At 39.2% G+C, this 15,617-nt stretch carries 17 protein-coding genes and 2 pseudogenes; 15 read left to right on the top strand and 4 right to left on the bottom strand.

Annotation, left to right across the window (positions count from 1 at the left end; all coding sequences use genetic code 11):
* From NXZ84_RS13850 to NXZ84_RS13830, 5 genes are all read left to right on the top strand, one after another.
* Positions 1-711 carry a hypothetical protein gene (locus NXZ84_RS13850; RefSeq protein ID WP_258840941.1) on the top strand — a complete coding sequence of 237 codons (711 nt, stop codon included), beginning with the start codon at positions 1-3 and terminating at the stop codon, positions 709-711.
* 143 nt (positions 712-854) lie between these two features.
* Positions 855-1,625 carry a class I SAM-dependent methyltransferase gene (locus NXZ84_RS13845; protein ID WP_258840940.1) on the top strand — a complete coding sequence of 257 codons (771 nt, stop codon included), beginning with the start codon at positions 855-857 and terminating at the stop codon, positions 1,623-1,625.
* A 382-nt stretch (positions 1,626-2,007) separates the two neighbouring features.
* Positions 2,008-2,487 carry an SAM-dependent methyltransferase gene (locus tag NXZ84_RS13840; protein ID WP_258840939.1) on the top strand — a complete coding sequence of 160 codons (480 nt, stop codon included), beginning with the start codon at positions 2,008-2,010 and terminating at the stop codon, positions 2,485-2,487.
* Positions 2,460-3,752 (top strand): MFS transporter, encoded by a 1,293-nt coding sequence (locus NXZ84_RS13835; protein ID WP_258840938.1) that lies wholly within the window; start codon positions 2,460-2,462, stop codon positions 3,750-3,752. Before NXZ84_RS13840 ends, NXZ84_RS13835 begins: the two co-directional genes overlap by 28 nt.
* Positions 3,736-4,935: an ATP-grasp domain-containing protein gene (locus NXZ84_RS13830; protein WP_258840937.1), complete on the top strand. Its 1,200-nt coding sequence runs from the start codon at positions 3,736-3,738 to the stop codon at positions 4,933-4,935. The genes NXZ84_RS13835 and NXZ84_RS13830 overlap by 17 nt, the downstream gene beginning before the upstream one ends.
* 211 nt (positions 4,936-5,146) lie before the next feature.
* Here the strand turns inward: NXZ84_RS13830 and NXZ84_RS13825 are convergent.
* The 3 genes and pseudogenes from NXZ84_RS13825 to NXZ84_RS13815 form a co-directional block, all read right to left on the bottom strand.
* Positions 5,147-5,901, bottom strand: a pseudogene (locus NXZ84_RS13825) (IS3 family transposase); the annotation flags it as partial.
* Positions 5,902-6,029: 128 nt separating this feature from the next.
* The gene (locus NXZ84_RS13820; RefSeq protein WP_258840936.1) at positions 6,030-6,302 is read right to left on the bottom strand and encodes an HU family DNA-binding protein; all 273 of its coding nucleotides are present in this window, start codon (positions 6,300-6,302) and stop codon (positions 6,030-6,032) included.
* A gap of 174 nt (positions 6,303-6,476) precedes the next feature.
* Positions 6,477-7,187 (bottom strand): annotated as a pseudogene (locus tag NXZ84_RS13815) (Tn3 family transposase); the annotation flags it as partial.
* 627 nt (positions 7,188-7,814) lie between these two features.
* On the opposite strand from NXZ84_RS13815, the gene NXZ84_RS13810 reads away from it, so the two are divergent.
* From NXZ84_RS13810 to NXZ84_RS13765, 10 genes are all read left to right on the top strand, one after another.
* Positions 7,815-8,900: an aminotransferase class I/II-fold pyridoxal phosphate-dependent enzyme gene (locus NXZ84_RS13810; RefSeq protein ID WP_258840935.1), complete on the top strand. Its 1,086-nt coding sequence runs from the start codon at positions 7,815-7,817 to the stop codon at positions 8,898-8,900.
* Complete coding sequence (locus NXZ84_RS13805; protein WP_258840934.1) at positions 8,894-9,739, top strand: methyltransferase; 846 nt, start codon at positions 8,894-8,896, stop codon at positions 9,737-9,739. Before NXZ84_RS13810 ends, NXZ84_RS13805 begins: the two co-directional genes overlap by 7 nt.
* A 96-nt stretch (positions 9,740-9,835) precedes the next feature.
* Positions 9,836-10,813 carry an ATP-grasp domain-containing protein gene (locus tag NXZ84_RS13800; protein ID WP_258840933.1) on the top strand — a complete coding sequence of 326 codons (978 nt, stop codon included), beginning with the start codon at positions 9,836-9,838 and terminating at the stop codon, positions 10,811-10,813.
* Positions 10,797-11,963 carry an MFS transporter gene (locus NXZ84_RS13795; RefSeq protein WP_258840932.1) on the top strand — a complete coding sequence of 389 codons (1,167 nt, stop codon included), beginning with the start codon at positions 10,797-10,799 and terminating at the stop codon, positions 11,961-11,963. The genes NXZ84_RS13800 and NXZ84_RS13795 overlap by 17 nt, the downstream gene beginning before the upstream one ends.
* Positions 11,964-11,968: 5 nt before the next feature.
* Complete coding sequence (locus NXZ84_RS13790) at positions 11,969-12,352, top strand: long-chain fatty acid--CoA ligase (protein WP_258840931.1); 384 nt, start codon at positions 11,969-11,971, stop codon at positions 12,350-12,352.
* 191 nt (positions 12,353-12,543) lie between these two features.
* A complete protein-coding gene (locus tag NXZ84_RS13785) occupies positions 12,544-12,975 on the top strand; it encodes a hypothetical protein (protein ID WP_258840930.1) in 432 nt (143 codons plus the stop codon).
* 479 nt (positions 12,976-13,454) lie between these two features.
* Positions 13,455-13,592: a hypothetical protein gene (locus NXZ84_RS13780; protein WP_258840727.1), complete on the top strand. Its 138-nt coding sequence runs from the start codon at positions 13,455-13,457 to the stop codon at positions 13,590-13,592.
* 325 nt (positions 13,593-13,917) lie between these two features.
* A complete protein-coding gene (locus tag NXZ84_RS13775; protein WP_258840929.1) occupies positions 13,918-14,064 on the top strand; it encodes a hypothetical protein in 147 nt (48 codons plus the stop codon).
* Between the two features lie 170 nt (positions 14,065-14,234).
* Complete coding sequence (locus tag NXZ84_RS13770; protein ID WP_258840928.1) at positions 14,235-14,366, top strand: hypothetical protein; 132 nt, start codon at positions 14,235-14,237, stop codon at positions 14,364-14,366.
* Between the two features lie 226 nt (positions 14,367-14,592).
* The gene (locus NXZ84_RS13765; protein ID WP_258840927.1) at positions 14,593-14,865 is read left to right on the top strand and encodes a hypothetical protein; all 273 of its coding nucleotides are present in this window, start codon (positions 14,593-14,595) and stop codon (positions 14,863-14,865) included.
* Positions 14,866-15,420: 555 nt separating this feature from the next.
* Here NXZ84_RS13765 and NXZ84_RS13760 read toward each other — a convergent pair.
* A partial coding sequence (locus tag NXZ84_RS13760) for an IS3 family transposase (RefSeq protein ID WP_258840926.1) occupies positions 15,421-15,617 on the bottom strand: 197 nt, incomplete at its 5' end.

The following is a 15,617-nucleotide window of genomic DNA, read 5'->3' as shown; positions in this document are numbered from 1 at the left end:
GTGTTCGAAACCATTTCAACTGTCCGGGTTCAGTCTTACCATTCTCGTATTCGAATGCGAATACCTGAGCAGTATTCAGGTTGTTCTGTTTTAATTTCCCCATCGGGACAATTTGGTAAGCTTGATGAAAATGGAGCGGAAGGGGAACTCGAATTTTATAATCAAGTCACAAATCAGCTTATGCAAAGAAATGTTGGGATAATCGAATTTGATCATCCCCTACGTTCTAATTTAGATGAGCCAGCAGACGATCATCACCTTCATCTTCGTATGAGTCTCTTAAGAGAAGTTATTCGCCATGCCAGTTTAGAACATACGCTGGTTTATCTAGGGGTGTCATTGGGGGCTCATGTTCTCTTGGATGTTCCTGAATTACCTGGTGCTGGAATGATTCTTATTGGAGCAGTTTTTGAACCAACGGATGCATCTCAAAAAAGGCGATATCATAAGCCACTCCATCTTATTTATGGGTCAGAAGATTACATTGGATACGGTGAGGATTTAAACTCAATTGAAATTATATCCCCTGAAGAATATATCCCTTGGACGGTCCAAAACCTGAAAGACGCTGGATTTTCAGCGGTAACACCTCATATATTACTTGGATATGGCCACACGTTAGCCAAGGAAGGTCCAACCAATGAATTTCCAGATCAAAAGGTAGGGGACATCGTTCATTTAATGATGAGGGATAAAGCCGTCAAGAAATAAGACAAATAAGTGGGATCAGCAGTGCCTGATAAAGAAGACAGACACTGCTGAACAGCTACTCTTAAAGAGTTGAAGGTAAGAGATGATCCGTTACTTATACCTGCGTCGTCGATTCTTACCCTACGATAGAGGGGAGATTTTAAATGATAGACAAAAGAAGTGCGAAACGGTTTAACCATTTAGCAGAGCATTTCCTTACAAGCGAGGTTCATCGTACTAGCCCTACTATCGGTCTTCTTCATCGCTTGCTTGAAAATGATTGGATGGACTCTATTTGTGATGTTGCTTGTGGAGCGGGTCATCTAGGGATATCTTTTTCTGGGAGAGCAAAATATTTGGTCGGTGTTGATCCCTCTGAACGCATGTTAGAAAATTTTGTTAAATTAGCGAATGAAAAGAAGATTCCATCGAAAGCTGTGCAAGATTATGCTGAAAATATATCCTTGAGCGATAGTAGCTTTGACTTGGTTACCTCTCGTTTAGCTGCACACCATTTCTACGATATTCAGCTGGCAGTTAAGGAAATGGCAAGAATAGCTAAGAAAGAGGGGAAAGTTGCCATCATTGATTTAGAAGGATATGAAGATGTTGAATTAGATGAGACGAATCATCAACTAGAAACGATTCATGATCCAACGCATGTACGCAGCTATACTGCAAAAGAATGGCAAGGTTTTTTTAACAAAGCCGGTTTGAAAAATGTGAGTGTCTATCGGGGCTTGTGTGAGTTTCCTTCTGGATTAGCTACTCATAGGTGGTGCGAGATTGCAGATTCAGGAGCTGGGGCTAACGACAGGATTAAAAAAGTTATTTCTCAATTACCCCAGACTCAATTAGAAGAGATGAATATTACTGAACGAAATGGTGAGTTTTATTTATCTATAAACACATTACTAATAATTGGACAAAAGTGATAGAGGGAAGATGTATCTATGCCAATCATTCATCTGTATAGTAAGGAAGGAAATCCTCCTAGTGGTTTGTTAGAAAAAATAGCGGAGGAAGCTCTCTGCTCTCTTCAGTTGCCGCCGAACCATGCTTGGGTATTATGGCACTCGATCTCTTTTGCATATAAACCTGGATGGGAGAAAGAAAGAGCGGCACCAATTGTAGACATAGTCTGTAAAGAAATATATAGTAAAAAACAAATTCATCACCTTTTATTCAGAGTACAAGAGGTTATATCGAAATCTTTTTACTGTTCACCAGATGAAGTTTTCATTACCGTAAGACGCGTTACGTCTGGTCACCTTTTAGCTAGAGGAACTATTTGGACCTAAAAATGGGGGTTGCGAAATGGGAGAGATCGTGTTAAATCCAATTGGTCGAGTATCTTCACCGCGAAAAGATATGGAAGATGATTTTTGGGGAGGCATTGAGTCAACTATCCAACTAGATGAGCAGCAATTTGATGAATTATCCATTAAGGGTATTGAAGACTTTTCTCATATCGAAGTGGTCTTTTATATGCATCGTGTTCCTAAAGAAAAGGTTAATCTAGGTGCAAGGCACCCAAGAAATCAAAAGAAATGGCCGCAGGTAGGGGTGTTTTCACAACGGGCGAAAGCGCGTCCCAATTTCATAGGAGTTTCTCGCTGTCAACTGATAAAAGTGGAGAAGCTAACATTGACTGTTAAATCTCTTGACGCTATTGATGGTACACCTGTGTTAGATATAAAACCATATATGCGTGAATTTGGTCCAATTGGAGATGTCGTTCAACCTGACTGGTCGAAGGAAGTGATGAAGTGGTATTTCATCGAAAAGGAGGTTTAAAATCTTCTGCTTGGCGTGAAAGGAGAGAGGTTCTTTCTATAAGAGCCTATCTCCTTTACTTTTTAGGTACTTCCATCTCATTTCTAGGGACTGGTATGCAGTTTATCGCTAATAGTTGGCTTGTACTTGAGATGACAAACACGAGTATGTCAGTAGCAATACTTCTCATTTGCTCAACTGTACCAGGGTTGATTGTATCCCCTTTTGCCGGAGTTATTATTGATAGGATCGATAGAAGAAAAATAGCTTATTTAATGGACATATTTCGGGCGATGGTCTTGTTCTCTGTTCCAGCCCTTTATTTTGTTGGACAATTGGAGGTGTGGCATCTTTATCTCATGGCATTTTGCCTTTCAATAGGTGATATCATCTTTCAACCAACTGTGATAGCACTTATTAGGGAAGTGGTTCCTGAACGGTTACTTCTAACTGCAAATACGACAACACAAGTAACTGCACAAGCGGGTGCTCTTATTGGTACGGGTATCGGCGGGATAGTGGTTGCTTTTTACTCACCCATTTGGGTTATGGTTATAAATGGAGTAACGTTCATCCTCTCTGCTGTTTGCTTATCAAAAATGAGAAAGAATAAAAAAGTTAGTCCCAGTACGTCTTCTTATAAATTAAATGAGCTGTGGATGAACTATAAAACAGATTTAGTAGATGGTGTACATTATCTTAAAAGTCACCGATCCATTGTTGTTCTCTATACCCTCCTTTTAACTTTTCCTATCACGTTGCGCCTGATCAATGTATTGCTACCCTCATTTTCTAAATATGTTTTAGAGGTGGGAGCGGATGGATTTGGCTATATCGATGCGTCTTTCGCAGTAGGTGGTGTGTTGGGGGGATTATACTTAACGACTATTACAAAAAGTGCAGGAAGGAATTTTACTATGATAGCAGGAATGGGTTTTTTAGGATTAAGTATTCTTATGTTTGCTTTTTCCTCGCATCTATGGGTAGCTATCATAGGGTATTTCTTTATCGGGTTAACATTCCAAGTGAGAATATTATATATAACAACGATTCAACAAACGGTTGATAACGTGTATCAAGGAAGAGTACATTCAGTATTTACAACCTTTGTTACTTCGATTTCACTGGTAATATATATTGTAATGGGCTACTTAAGCGAAGTGTTTTCTCAACGCTGGCTATATGCATCCCATGGAATATTTATTCTGGTTGTTACTTTCATTGGGTTAATGGTTCTTAGGACGACAAAGGATGAAGTGAGGAAGCCTTATGTTAAAGAAGCATAAACGATTAGTATTTATCGGTACGCGAAATGATGTTTTAGAGCAAGCTAATCAACTTGGAATAGAAGCGATATTAATTCAGAAGAGGGAACATTTACGCTCACACCATTACAAATTAGCTGATCGTGTATATGTATTAGATACACATGATGCTACCTCTATCATTTCGTTAATAAAAAGGATGCATCAAGAATCCCCTCTTGATGGAGTAGTCTCATTTGTTGAGGAAGCATTAATTACTGCTGCCCAATGTGAAGAGATGATGGGTATTAAAAGAAACTCTGTTGACACAGTTAAAACACTTCAAGACAAAGGGAAGATGCGATCTTTGCTTCAGTTATCGCATTTTCCATCCTGTAAATACAGAATAGGATCATCTATAAAAGATTTATACTCGTTTCCCTTTCCTTTTATTGTAAAACCTTTAGATGGGAATGGTAGTCGGGATGTATTTGTAATAAAGAGTAGGAAGGATTTAGAAAGTCTCGCTCCCATTATTTTAGAGAAACTGCCGACCTTTTTGTTAGAAGAGTATTTACGTGGTATTGAAGTTAGTGTAGAGTCATTTAGCTTTAATGGTAAACATATGGTTTTAGCAATTACTGATAAAGTGCTATTTCCCAATTTTGTAGAGCGTGGGCATGCGATGCCCAGTTTACTCCCTAGTAGGGTGCAGTATCAAATCATAGAGTATGTAAAATCATTTTTAGATCTCGTAGGCTTACAGGAAGGTCCATCTCATACAGAACTTTTTCTTACCCCTGAAGGTCCTCGTATCGTGGAGTCACATAATAGATTAGGCGGTGATAAAATTAATGAATTATATAAGTATGCTTATGGAGAAAATATGCTTACGCTGTTTTTAGCCTGGACGGCTGGAATTATTTCTCCTTGGCTTAAGCCACCCCGTGCTACTAGTGGAGCAGCCATCCGGTTCTTTGCTCCTGCTCCAGGGCGAGTTCTTAGTATTTCAGGAATAGAGAGAGTCTCTCAAGATCCGTCGATTCCATTTATAGAATTAAAATTGAATGAGCAAGATACCGTTACTGAAATATTCCACTCTTTTGATAGGGTAGGTTGTTTAATTGCTACTGGGGAAAACACTGAGGATGCAGTAACTAAGGCGGAGAGCGCAGTTCAGGATATAAAAATTATTACAGAGCCTGTTAGGGAAAATAGAATTTAGTTCGATCTAGTGTTTTCCTCAGTCACCTATCACGGCGAAGGGAAGGTGACGTCGTTTACTTTCCAACGAAAACAGTAGGTGGTCTCCATGAGAAACCGAAAAGCATACGTGGAGGTGTAAACGACCTATCCGCTCACGCTCCTGGTTTTTTGTATTAAAGCTTGAGAGAATCACTAAAGTATACCCTTTGTAAAGGACATTTTAAAAAAGCCTAGGCAGTCTTAAGAAGATGATCTCTGTATTGAACAGGGCTCATCTTCTTTAAATTCCATTGGTGTCTATAGTGATTGTAGTAGGTCATATAGCTCTTCACCTCTCTTTTTAAGTCCTCCAAGGATTCGCATTGCTTGATATAGGTCTCATCTTTAAAATGACCAAAAAACGATTCCTGTGGTGCGTTATCCCAACGATTTCCCCGTCTGACATAGGTTGTCCGAATCTGTATTTTTTGACCATCTTCTGATATATAGGACTTGTGTAATGAACTCCTTGATCAGAATGAATAAACGCCCCTTCTGCCATTTTCACTTTTTTATTCTCTTTTAGTTTTGTCAGAGTAACCGTTGCGATATCTAATGTGATGCGATCAGAAACATGATAGGCTAGAATCTCATTGGTCGATCCTGGCCCTCTAAGGTCATTTTGATTTGGCGAGCTCCTTTGTTACGCTTTCTAAAGTGATAGGCTTTCAGGATATTTTCTCTTAACTTCTCGTCTGCTTCCTCTTTCTGCTTTCTTTGTTCTCTTGCTTCTAGAGAATGATATCGATAATATCCTGAGCGTGAAACCCCTGAAATCGCACATAAGTATCTCACCATGTTGGTTAATTTGTATTTTTCGATAAAAAACGAATCAGAAGATACTTTTGTTCAACTAGCGATTTTAACGACTTCGTTTCGCCCTCCTTTCCATCATTTTCATCTTTTTTAACAATTCATTTTCTGCCTTTAATAAGGTGTTTTGAGCTTACTCATTTGATAATCCCCAGTCTTCGTTTTCTCTTTATTGTACAGAAAAGCACCCCATAGGATAGACTTTTTTTGGTGTCTACTCTATAGGGTACACTTTAATATGGGACCCCTCACGGCTCTTTTCTAGTTCAGCGAGTCTTTTAGCTGTTTCCCTGGTTTAAACGCAGGAACCTTACTTGCTTTTATCTCGATCTCTTCCCCTGTTTGTGGGTTGCGCCCCTTTCGTGCCGAACGCTCCCGCACTTCAAAGTTTCCGAAGCCGATTAGTTGCACTTTATCCCCTTCACGAAGCGCATCTGTGATAGAGCCAAGCACAGCATCAACCGCTTCCGTGGCATCCTTCTTGGTTATGTCAGCTTTCTCCGCTACTTTTCCTATGAATTCCGCTTTGTTCATGGTATCACTCCTTTTTCATAGCATAGCAGAGCAAAACCGTGGTATCTAGGTTTTTTTCAAGGAATGGTACTGGATGGGGTCACGGTACCCAAAGAAGAAAAATACACGTTTAGACATATTTTAGACACAATTAAGCTGACTACCTATACGCTAAGAGATAGTCAGCTCTTCATTTTATTTACCAAAAGACTTCTTCTCACGTAGAGGTCGTAAATTATCAAGAGAGACCTCCTGTTTTAGATTCCATATATAATCTCCAACAAGATTAATATGCTCCCATCCCAATGGTGAAAGGTGGTTCAAGTATTCTTTGGGAATATCAATTCCTCTTGCTTTTAAGACCTCTACTGCCTTGGAAATATACACCGTATTCCATGTAACAATTGCAGTCATAATTAACTGAATCCCTTTCGCCCTATAAGATTGATCTTCATAGGATCGATCCCGTATTTCCCCTAATCTATTAAAAGCTAAAGATCTTTTTAGAGCATTTCCTGATTCGCCTTTATTCAAGCCGATTTGAATTCGTTTACGGAATTCCGGATCTTGCATCCATGCTAGAATATGTAAACTATGTTCAATACGACCTAACTCACGCAAAGCAGTAGATAATCCATTTTGCCGGGGATACGATCCTAATTTCTTTAAGATCAATGATGCGCTTACCGTCCCACGAACGAGAGAACTGGTTAAATGTAACATATGATCCCAGTTTTTCCTGATTAGATAGGGCTTTAATGATTGGTTACTCATTAAAAAAGATAGTTCAGGATATTGATTGGATTTCTGGAATGTATAGATTTTATTTGCTCCTAGACTGTTTACTCTAGGAGCAAATCGGAATCCTAGTAAACGACACATTGCAAAGATGTGGTCAACAAATCCAGTGTATCGCTTGGATTCCGGAATCAAGACTAGGTATAGATATTTCATATATTTTAAATATCGTATCAAGTAGGGGTAGAGGGAGCAACGACCAATTTTACCGCCGAACAAGAAATAAATGGAAAATGACTTGATATAGATTCGTCAGTTGAAATATCTCTTCACATACCCTCATACTCTTTGATCATCTTATAGGAGTAGTGACAGGGTTACTGTTCCAATTTGGAAATATTTTCAGATGTGGCGGTTCAATCTGCTTTTGGTGTTCGTACCCCCTAATATACATTTTCACAGAATTGTGCAAAAACATATTTAAATAAAAATAATTCTATTATTTCTAAATATATTTTCATTTGAAATGTATTCTTATTACCTGTATTGTTAATAGTGGGGAAAGGTTCTGGCGCAAAAATAATAAGGACCATTCATAATAGAGGAATAACATGAAAAAAGGATTCATGCGAAATGAAGAAGCAAATTAATGATTTCAAATGATCGCATAAATTCCAGCCGGCCTCATCAAGAACAAATATGGAAACGAACAATAAATGATTTAACGATCATATCGCGCACGAATGGAAGAGGGATTATTTGTAGCGACGGAAAAGAATACATAGATTTCATGTCATGTTCTTATCTTGGATTGAACGGCACCCGAGATTAATCAACGCCATTAAAGATTCTGTAGATAGATTCGGTGTTCAATATGCAGCAGCGAGAACCCGCGCAAAATGTGATATTTTTGATGAGCTGGAAGAAAAATTAAACACGATTTTTTTCAATTCACACACAGTTATATTTAATTCAGTTGGTGCTGCGCATCTCGCAGTGCTCCCTGTACTTGGGTCAGGAGAACTTCCAGGTTATAGTATTAGTAAAAAAGGGATAAAGTGGATTGTTGATAAAACAACACATGCATCCATCCAAATACTTAGAGGAATTCTAGAGCAGTTTGGCAGTTTTGAAAGGGTTAGCTTTTCTGATCAGGAATTAATCAATGATGCGTTAAAAAAATGTAGGGCTGAAGGAAAAACCCCCATCCTCATATCAGATTCTTTAGGATCAATGGGTGGGAGCAATAATGTTGTTGAATTAACCAAGCTAGTAAAAGAATTTGAAGGTTATTTCTATGTCGATGATGCGCACGGCACGTCAATAATCGGTAAACATGGATGTGGGTATACGCTGCACAAGTTAGGTGAGTTCAGCGAAAACTTGATCTTGTTGTCATCACTTTCAAAAGCCTTTGGTTCTCATGGTGGCGCTGCATCTTTTAATAATTCGCAAACAGTCTCGACCATAAAAAAATATGCACTAAATTACATTTTCAGCGGCCCCCCTTCATTGCCGGGTATTGCAGCATGCGTGGCATCTGCGAATATACATCTATCGAGTGAAATCACCGAACTACAAGCGAAACTGAAAGAAAATATCCAGTTTTTTGACAGCTCAGTATTCAATGTAGAAGTGAAAGAAAAAACAAGCCCAATTCGCACAATCCATATAGGTTGCGAAACTGAGGCCATAAATACCTCTGCAAACCTTCAGATACAGGGTTTTCTCGCTACAGCAGCCATGTACCCGACGGTACCAAAATCACAAAGTATTGTTCGGGTAGCTATCTCTGCAGCACATTCAAAGGAAGAGCTTAAACGGTTTGCAGATTCAGTTAACGCACTAAGTAAGGCACTCAGAGGCGAAACGGTATGCTAATTAACGTAATAACTGCATATAGACAATCCGTAGCACTTCATACGTTTGTTAAACTGGGCATACCCTTTTCTTTAGGACAAAGAAGGGCGTTGACCTTGCATGAATTGTCTACTCACTGTGAACTTGATGGTAATCGTCTTTCTCGTCTACTTGATGTCATGCTTGAACTCGGCATTGTCCGATTAGATAACTTACGGTATTCACTGACTGAAGACGCAGAAGTTCTGGCTGATGAAAATAGTCTGGAGACATTGTGGATATTATGCGAATTGGGCGAAGATTACTGGAATATGTGGCCTCATTATGCATCTTCAATGCGCTCGTACACTTCAGCTTCAGCCTTTGAAAGAACTCATGGAACTCCATTTTTTTCATATCTAAGCCATAATCCGGATTTAAAAGATACCTTTGACAGACTAATGGCCAAAATTACAGAGAACCTCTCTACCGAGATCATCGAATACATTGAATGCGATGAGCATTCTGACGTTGTTGATATCGGTGGAGGGAAAGGGGTTCTGATGAAAAAACTTCATCAGAAGTACAACCTAAAATCTGCAACTGTTCTTGATCTTTATTCTGAAAATAGCAGAACTGAGGATGGCATAGAATACGCTAATGCTGATTTTTTCAGAAGCATAGTCGCAGGTAAAGAAATCTATATCTTGAAAAATATCATCCACGACTGGAACGATGAGCATGCTCTAAAAATTCTTGAAAACTGTCACCGTGCCATGAGTAACGAATCCAGGCTATTTGTCATTGAAATTATTAAGAAAAAGGATAGTAGCAAAGGTAAGACACTAGATTTACTGATGGACGCTCTCTCTTTTGGGTAAGGAGAGATTTTATCATGAGTATGAAAGCCTGGCACAAGCAACCGGATTCATTATAGAAAGAACAATATCAACATCACTACCACAATCAATCATGATATGGAGAAAGGAAAACAAATGAATTTATACTGGATAGTCGCAAGGGAAGAATATGATAATGTTGAGGACATTGAGAGGTCGTATGCTCAGTTTACACTCGAATTTGAAAAGAGGGATATTGCGTTTAGCTTTCTCGCACTGGAAGATTGCATTGTTACCACACATCCAAATTGCGAAATGAATTTAACATATAAAGGAAATGTTTTGGATGAGTCCAACTCCACTTTCATTATTTCCCAGGCTAATCTTAATGCGCAGGCCCGATCAATCGCATCCACACTGCGGCATTATCTTCGAGCGAAAGGCGCGCGTTTATTAAATGGAAGCATTGCCGGAATTGAAGCACTTGAATGGAATAAAGTGGCTCAAATGACACTGGCATCGGTTCATGGCGCTCCTGTGCTCCCGTTTACTATGCTCGGATATCATCGTCACGTAGTCCCAGCCATTCAGCGTTTTGCTTCTAACTACAGCGGAGAGTATATTTTCAAACCTACAGGAACAGGCATGGGTTTTGGCGTTATTAAATCTTTCAATTTGCAGCATGCAGTTAGTACCGGAAATTTAATATCTGCATCCTCAGTTGAATATTTCATGACACCTTATCTTGCTGGAGCCAGAGATGTCCGGTTTTTCTTTATCGCAAATAAACTAGCATTTATTAAATTCCGTATACCACTTGGTAACGGTTATATTGGTAATGTTGCAAGTGGGGGGGAACAGTTCACTCTGTCAGAAAGTGAATTTCTAGAGCAATATGACAATGAATCCTATTTTCAACAAATGCGTCATTTATCAATAAATATAGCAGCAAAATCAGGCTGTACTACGTTAGCTGTAGATTGGCTGATGAACGAGTCCGGTTTTTATTTTAATGAGATGTCCACAGCAGAGACTGACTTAACAACTCTTCCTGATGAAATAAGGACAGAAGTTTTCGATCACTTAGCGAAAACAGTACATGGATATTATGAGTAGTTATAAGACGACGTATTTTATATATCTGGCAGTTTTTCTGGCTGAGTTTTCTTTCTTTTTTTCTTTACCTCTGCTAGGAATGTCTCCAGATATCAGCGCCGCCAGTGTTGGTACCTGTTTAGCAGGCGCCATTATACTGGAAAGTTTATTGATGTTTACAACTACCGGATATCTTGAGTATTTTTCAAGAAGGAAACTTATTTTTGTTTCATTCTTACTGAGAAGCCTTGCGTTTTTGTCAATATATATGTCCTTATCTCTGCTCTCATGGTTGATGTTTTTTTTACTCATATCTGTATCCAAATCCATATCAAAACCGTTTTTAAGGGAAATTCTTGCAGAAAGTCTATCGGGTACACATCTTAAAAAAGCAATGAACACATTTTCATTATCTCAAAATATTGCTGTTTTTATTGCCCCTTCATTGGCTGCATTGGCTCTGAAATATAATTTCATGAATGAAGTTATTCTGCTAGTAATTTTATCCAGTTCCGCTATGGCAATTGCTGCACTCACAATAAATCATACTCTCTCTAGAAATAAGAGTAATCCTACATTTGCCTCACCATTGGTTGGTCTGCTTTACGCATTTCGTGGGAATATGGCTAAAGAGGTGCAGAGCATACTGCTCGCATCATTCTTTTGCTTCCTCATCATGGGAATTTTCATCACGTCTACGACGCTTCTTGGTAAAATAAGCCCAGAACTTGAAGGGTATTCCGGTTTCTTTTTCTCTATTGTTGGGGTCACTATCTGTCTATGGCAGGGCGTTGTTGCAAAATTAAAGACATTTAATGAGCGTTGGATCTCGAGATTTATTGTGATATGTGGTGCTTTTTCTTCTATTTATTTGCTTGGTTCTGTATATATAGCCGTCATTGCTTTGGTTGCATACAGTATTTATGAATCAGTGATTATCCCTGAAATTTATGTTAAGGCCAGTGGCATTAATTCAGAAATTCCATCTGGAGTATTGTTTAGTTATATAGTTATCTTATCAAATGCTGGCTCAGCATTTGGTTCATGGATTACAGGTGTTGCAATCGAAAATATACCAGAACATGTTCCTTCATTTATATTTATTGCAGTGTTTTCTGCAGCAATTGCTTCATTCATTTTTTTAAAAAGGGTCATCACAAAGGAGGTCTAGGTCCAATGTCGGTCATAGTATTTGCAACCGGTGGGACTACGGGGAAATCCCGAACTGTCGAACATCCATGGGAGAATTATCAGTTTGTAACTTCCACGGCGGCCAAAGTCTTGTCACCTTTGTTTAGAGATCTATCAGTTTCGTCTGTCGCTAACTGTCTGGGTGCTGCTGGTAACCTTTGGGGTGGTTTTCTATTTGCTCATGAGATTTGTCGTTTGCTCCAAGTAGAATATTATCCTTTTGCATCTATTGTTGATAAAGATGCTTTATGTGAGGCTATAGACACATTCTCTATTGACACAATCATTTGCCTTCCCAGTTTTTTGAACCGTCTTTTGTGTTCTGAGAATAAATCTCAACTATCCTCCTTGAAAAAGTTCAGACACTAATTCCAGGGGTTTGCATTAAGCCTCTTGCCTACACATCTCAGGAGACCGGACCTATAGGATTTCAGTGTTCATCTCTTGCTGGTAATGACTATCATATTTATGAACATGTCGAGTTATCTAGTAACCCGGTTAACCATGAGCTTAGTGTAACTGTCCGACACCCAAACCAGAGCCATTTATATAATCATAAGATGAGTGATGTTGGCGAACTTGAAAAAGGTGTCTTATGTCCTTGTGGGTACAGGGGAGACGTTTTGCATTTACATGGTCGAGTGCCTACATCAAGAAACATCCTTGGAACGTCGATTTCAATCTTTGAGTTTGTGCGAGTTCTTTCGGTTGCCTCAGAAGAGCAACTCACGGAAGCTGATCTGCAACTGATAGAATTAGACCATGAAGAGAAAGGGATGGGCTTGGTTCTAATGATTTCCCATAGAATAGGACTTTCAACGGACAAAGTCCCTGAGATTTTAAACTCATCCCCCCTGATAAAGGAATTGATAAGTAAATCAATTTATTTTCGTATCCTCATTACAGATAAGAATGATTTTTTGAAATCCGAAATCACGCAAAAAATAAAAACCTTTATAACAGCCAAAAAAATTCCTGATATTGAAAATTAAATCAAAGTGATTATTAAACAAGCAGCTCGACAATATGATATCAATTAGGCATCGTTTGGGATGAGGGTAATATCATACTGTAAACCTGTTATTAGAACAGGTTTACCTATCGGTCGTGTACTTATGGTGTGTTGGGGTTTGGGGAGTAACGGAACAGTAAAATCCGTTAAGCGGTCATTTTAAATAGCCAAAAATTAACCAGCCAATAGGTTGGTCTGGTGTATAAAGAAGAAGCGAAAAAATTATTGGATGATAATATGATTTAGCTACCTTCACACGATGCCAGTATTATTAAGACATTATCAGAGGTTGGCTTTACTCGCGCGGACATCATACAAACGTGCAACAAATTCTCTCCAATGAAGGGCCACTGTGCCCTTTTTACACTTTTTGGGTACCGTGACCCCTGGATTTCACTTTCATCAATCTACGGCTTTGGAAGGGTTCTTTTTGGTGATTAGAGAAATCAGTTAGCAACTGTGGGGCTGGTGAGAGAGTTTACGGTAGGGGAGCGACGGATCAAACATGAGAAAAATAAATTTGGGAAGGATGAAAGCGGTAGTTATGTCATCGCTTATGATGGCATTACCTCTGTTCATCATCTACACGCTTTATAAGCATCCCACGACGGGCTACAACATTGCACGTTTTGAGGCGGAGAGTGAGGGTGTTTCACTCCAACTGGCTGGGTATTACTTAGGAGCGTTTGCATCGACATTCACTGTCGTAATGATTTTTTGGTTTTGTCGAAACAAACTCCGAGGGGTTCATCAAAATTGATTAGTGCATGAGGAACGTTGAGAAATCAGCGTTCTTTTTTGTTGACTTATACAAGGGAAGATAGAAGGCATCCCACCTAAGACGAGAAAGGACGGATGGCGGATCACGGATGAGGCTCTTCAAGCGTTCATCGATAACAATGCACCCGCCGTAAGGGACCTTATGGATAAGAATGAAAATGCAATCCAACTTGCAAATGAGCTTCGAGAGCGAGTGGAGCAGTTGGAGGTGGAGAATGAACGGCTTCGAGGCAACACAACGGAAGTAGTAAATGAAAAAGCGATCATCCATCAGGCTAAGGAGGGCTAAAGAAGGTCTGGACGTGCCGTGATGGGCATGTAGATCTAGGGAAGGGACATATCCGTGAAGCCTGCAAGCATCGGCAACTGGAGAAGCACGTTGTTGATCGGCTGTTATGGTTCATATTTGAGAAGTGGAAGCCCGTTACGTTACAGCAAGGGAAGTTGCGATTCTATTACATGGATGGCTACGTCTACTTCTACGACAAGGATTACAGGCTACCCTTTGAGGGGATCGTTCCAGAGAAGGGCGAAGTGGCTTTGGGGCTGATGGACTATGTACTAGAAAGGAAGAAGATATGGGATGAGTGATACAACAAACCACTTTACTCATGGTATCTATCCTCTATCATAATAAGAGCACGCTTGGTGTCCCTTGTTGTATAGTAGTAAACTAGATATTGAACCTAATGTTAAAACTAAGAATAATATCCACCCATAAGTTTGAATGGATAGCATTTCACCCCCGAATAATATATTATTTGTCAACTAATATTTAGAATTTATATTTTAGTGTGCAATGAAAGGAGATGGAATAATGAGTAAAATAAACTCAGACAAGAAGGAAGTAATAAGAAAGTGGTTTGATCGTACCTATCCGATTATTATAATAGCTTGTGTAATAATGGCAATGTGGTCAAGTAATTTAAATTGGGTATACTCTATGCTTGCCTACTTATGTCTGTTTGGTTTTTTGCAAAATGTTATTTTCATAAGGAGGGAAAGGGGCTTTGATTTAGCGATGAGCATTGTAGGAGCCACACTTACTGGAAGTGCAACGGTAATTTTACTTATAGAAATATTTTCTTAAAGGGGAGACTTGACTGATGTTTTGAGCTGTCCGGTTGAATATTTGAATTATCTAGGGATATAATAAGCTCAAGAGACAAAAGCTAAAAATAATGATATAATGACGGTATAATGAAAAGTGGCAGGTGTTCGCGCACCTGCCACTCACGGAGAAATTGCATGGACACAGAGCGGCGTTAAGCCGAACCTATCAGGGTAACGACAAAAAAGTAATCTTCCCCTTTAGGTTTGGGAGACCACGGGCGGATAGATTACTTTTTTCGTATGTTGAGCATAAACTCAGCCACTTTGATAAGTAAACCGAGGAGCAACACAACGAAAGTCAGTATTCCTAGCACTTCGTTTGCTGACATAGGCTCCACGCCGCCCGGATCATATGTCCAATTCTCGTAAATAATTATATCACAGTATTCCATCTCATAGGGTGAATAGAAAGAGATATGAGAGAGTATACTATGACTAACTATAATTAACCCTTTTGATAACTTACGTGGAAAAAGCCGGAGAGACTCGTTAAAGTAAAGTATACCCTTTGTAAAGGACATTTTAAAAAAGCCTAGGCAGTCTTAAGAAGATGATCTCTGTATTGAACAGGGCTCATCTTCTTTAAATTCCATTGGTGTCTATAGTGATTGTAGTAGGTCATATAGCTCTTCACCTCTCTTTTTAAGTCCTCCAAGGATTCGCATTGCTTGATATAGGTCTCATCTTTAAAATGACCAAAAAACGATTCCTGTGGTGCGTTATCCCAAC

The sequence above is a fragment of the Mechercharimyces sp. CAU 1602 genome, assembly GCF_024753565.1.
GTDB lineage: Bacteria > Bacillota > Bacilli > Thermoactinomycetales > JANTPT01 > Mechercharimyces.
This window is presented reverse-complemented; position numbering and strand designations above follow the sequence as displayed.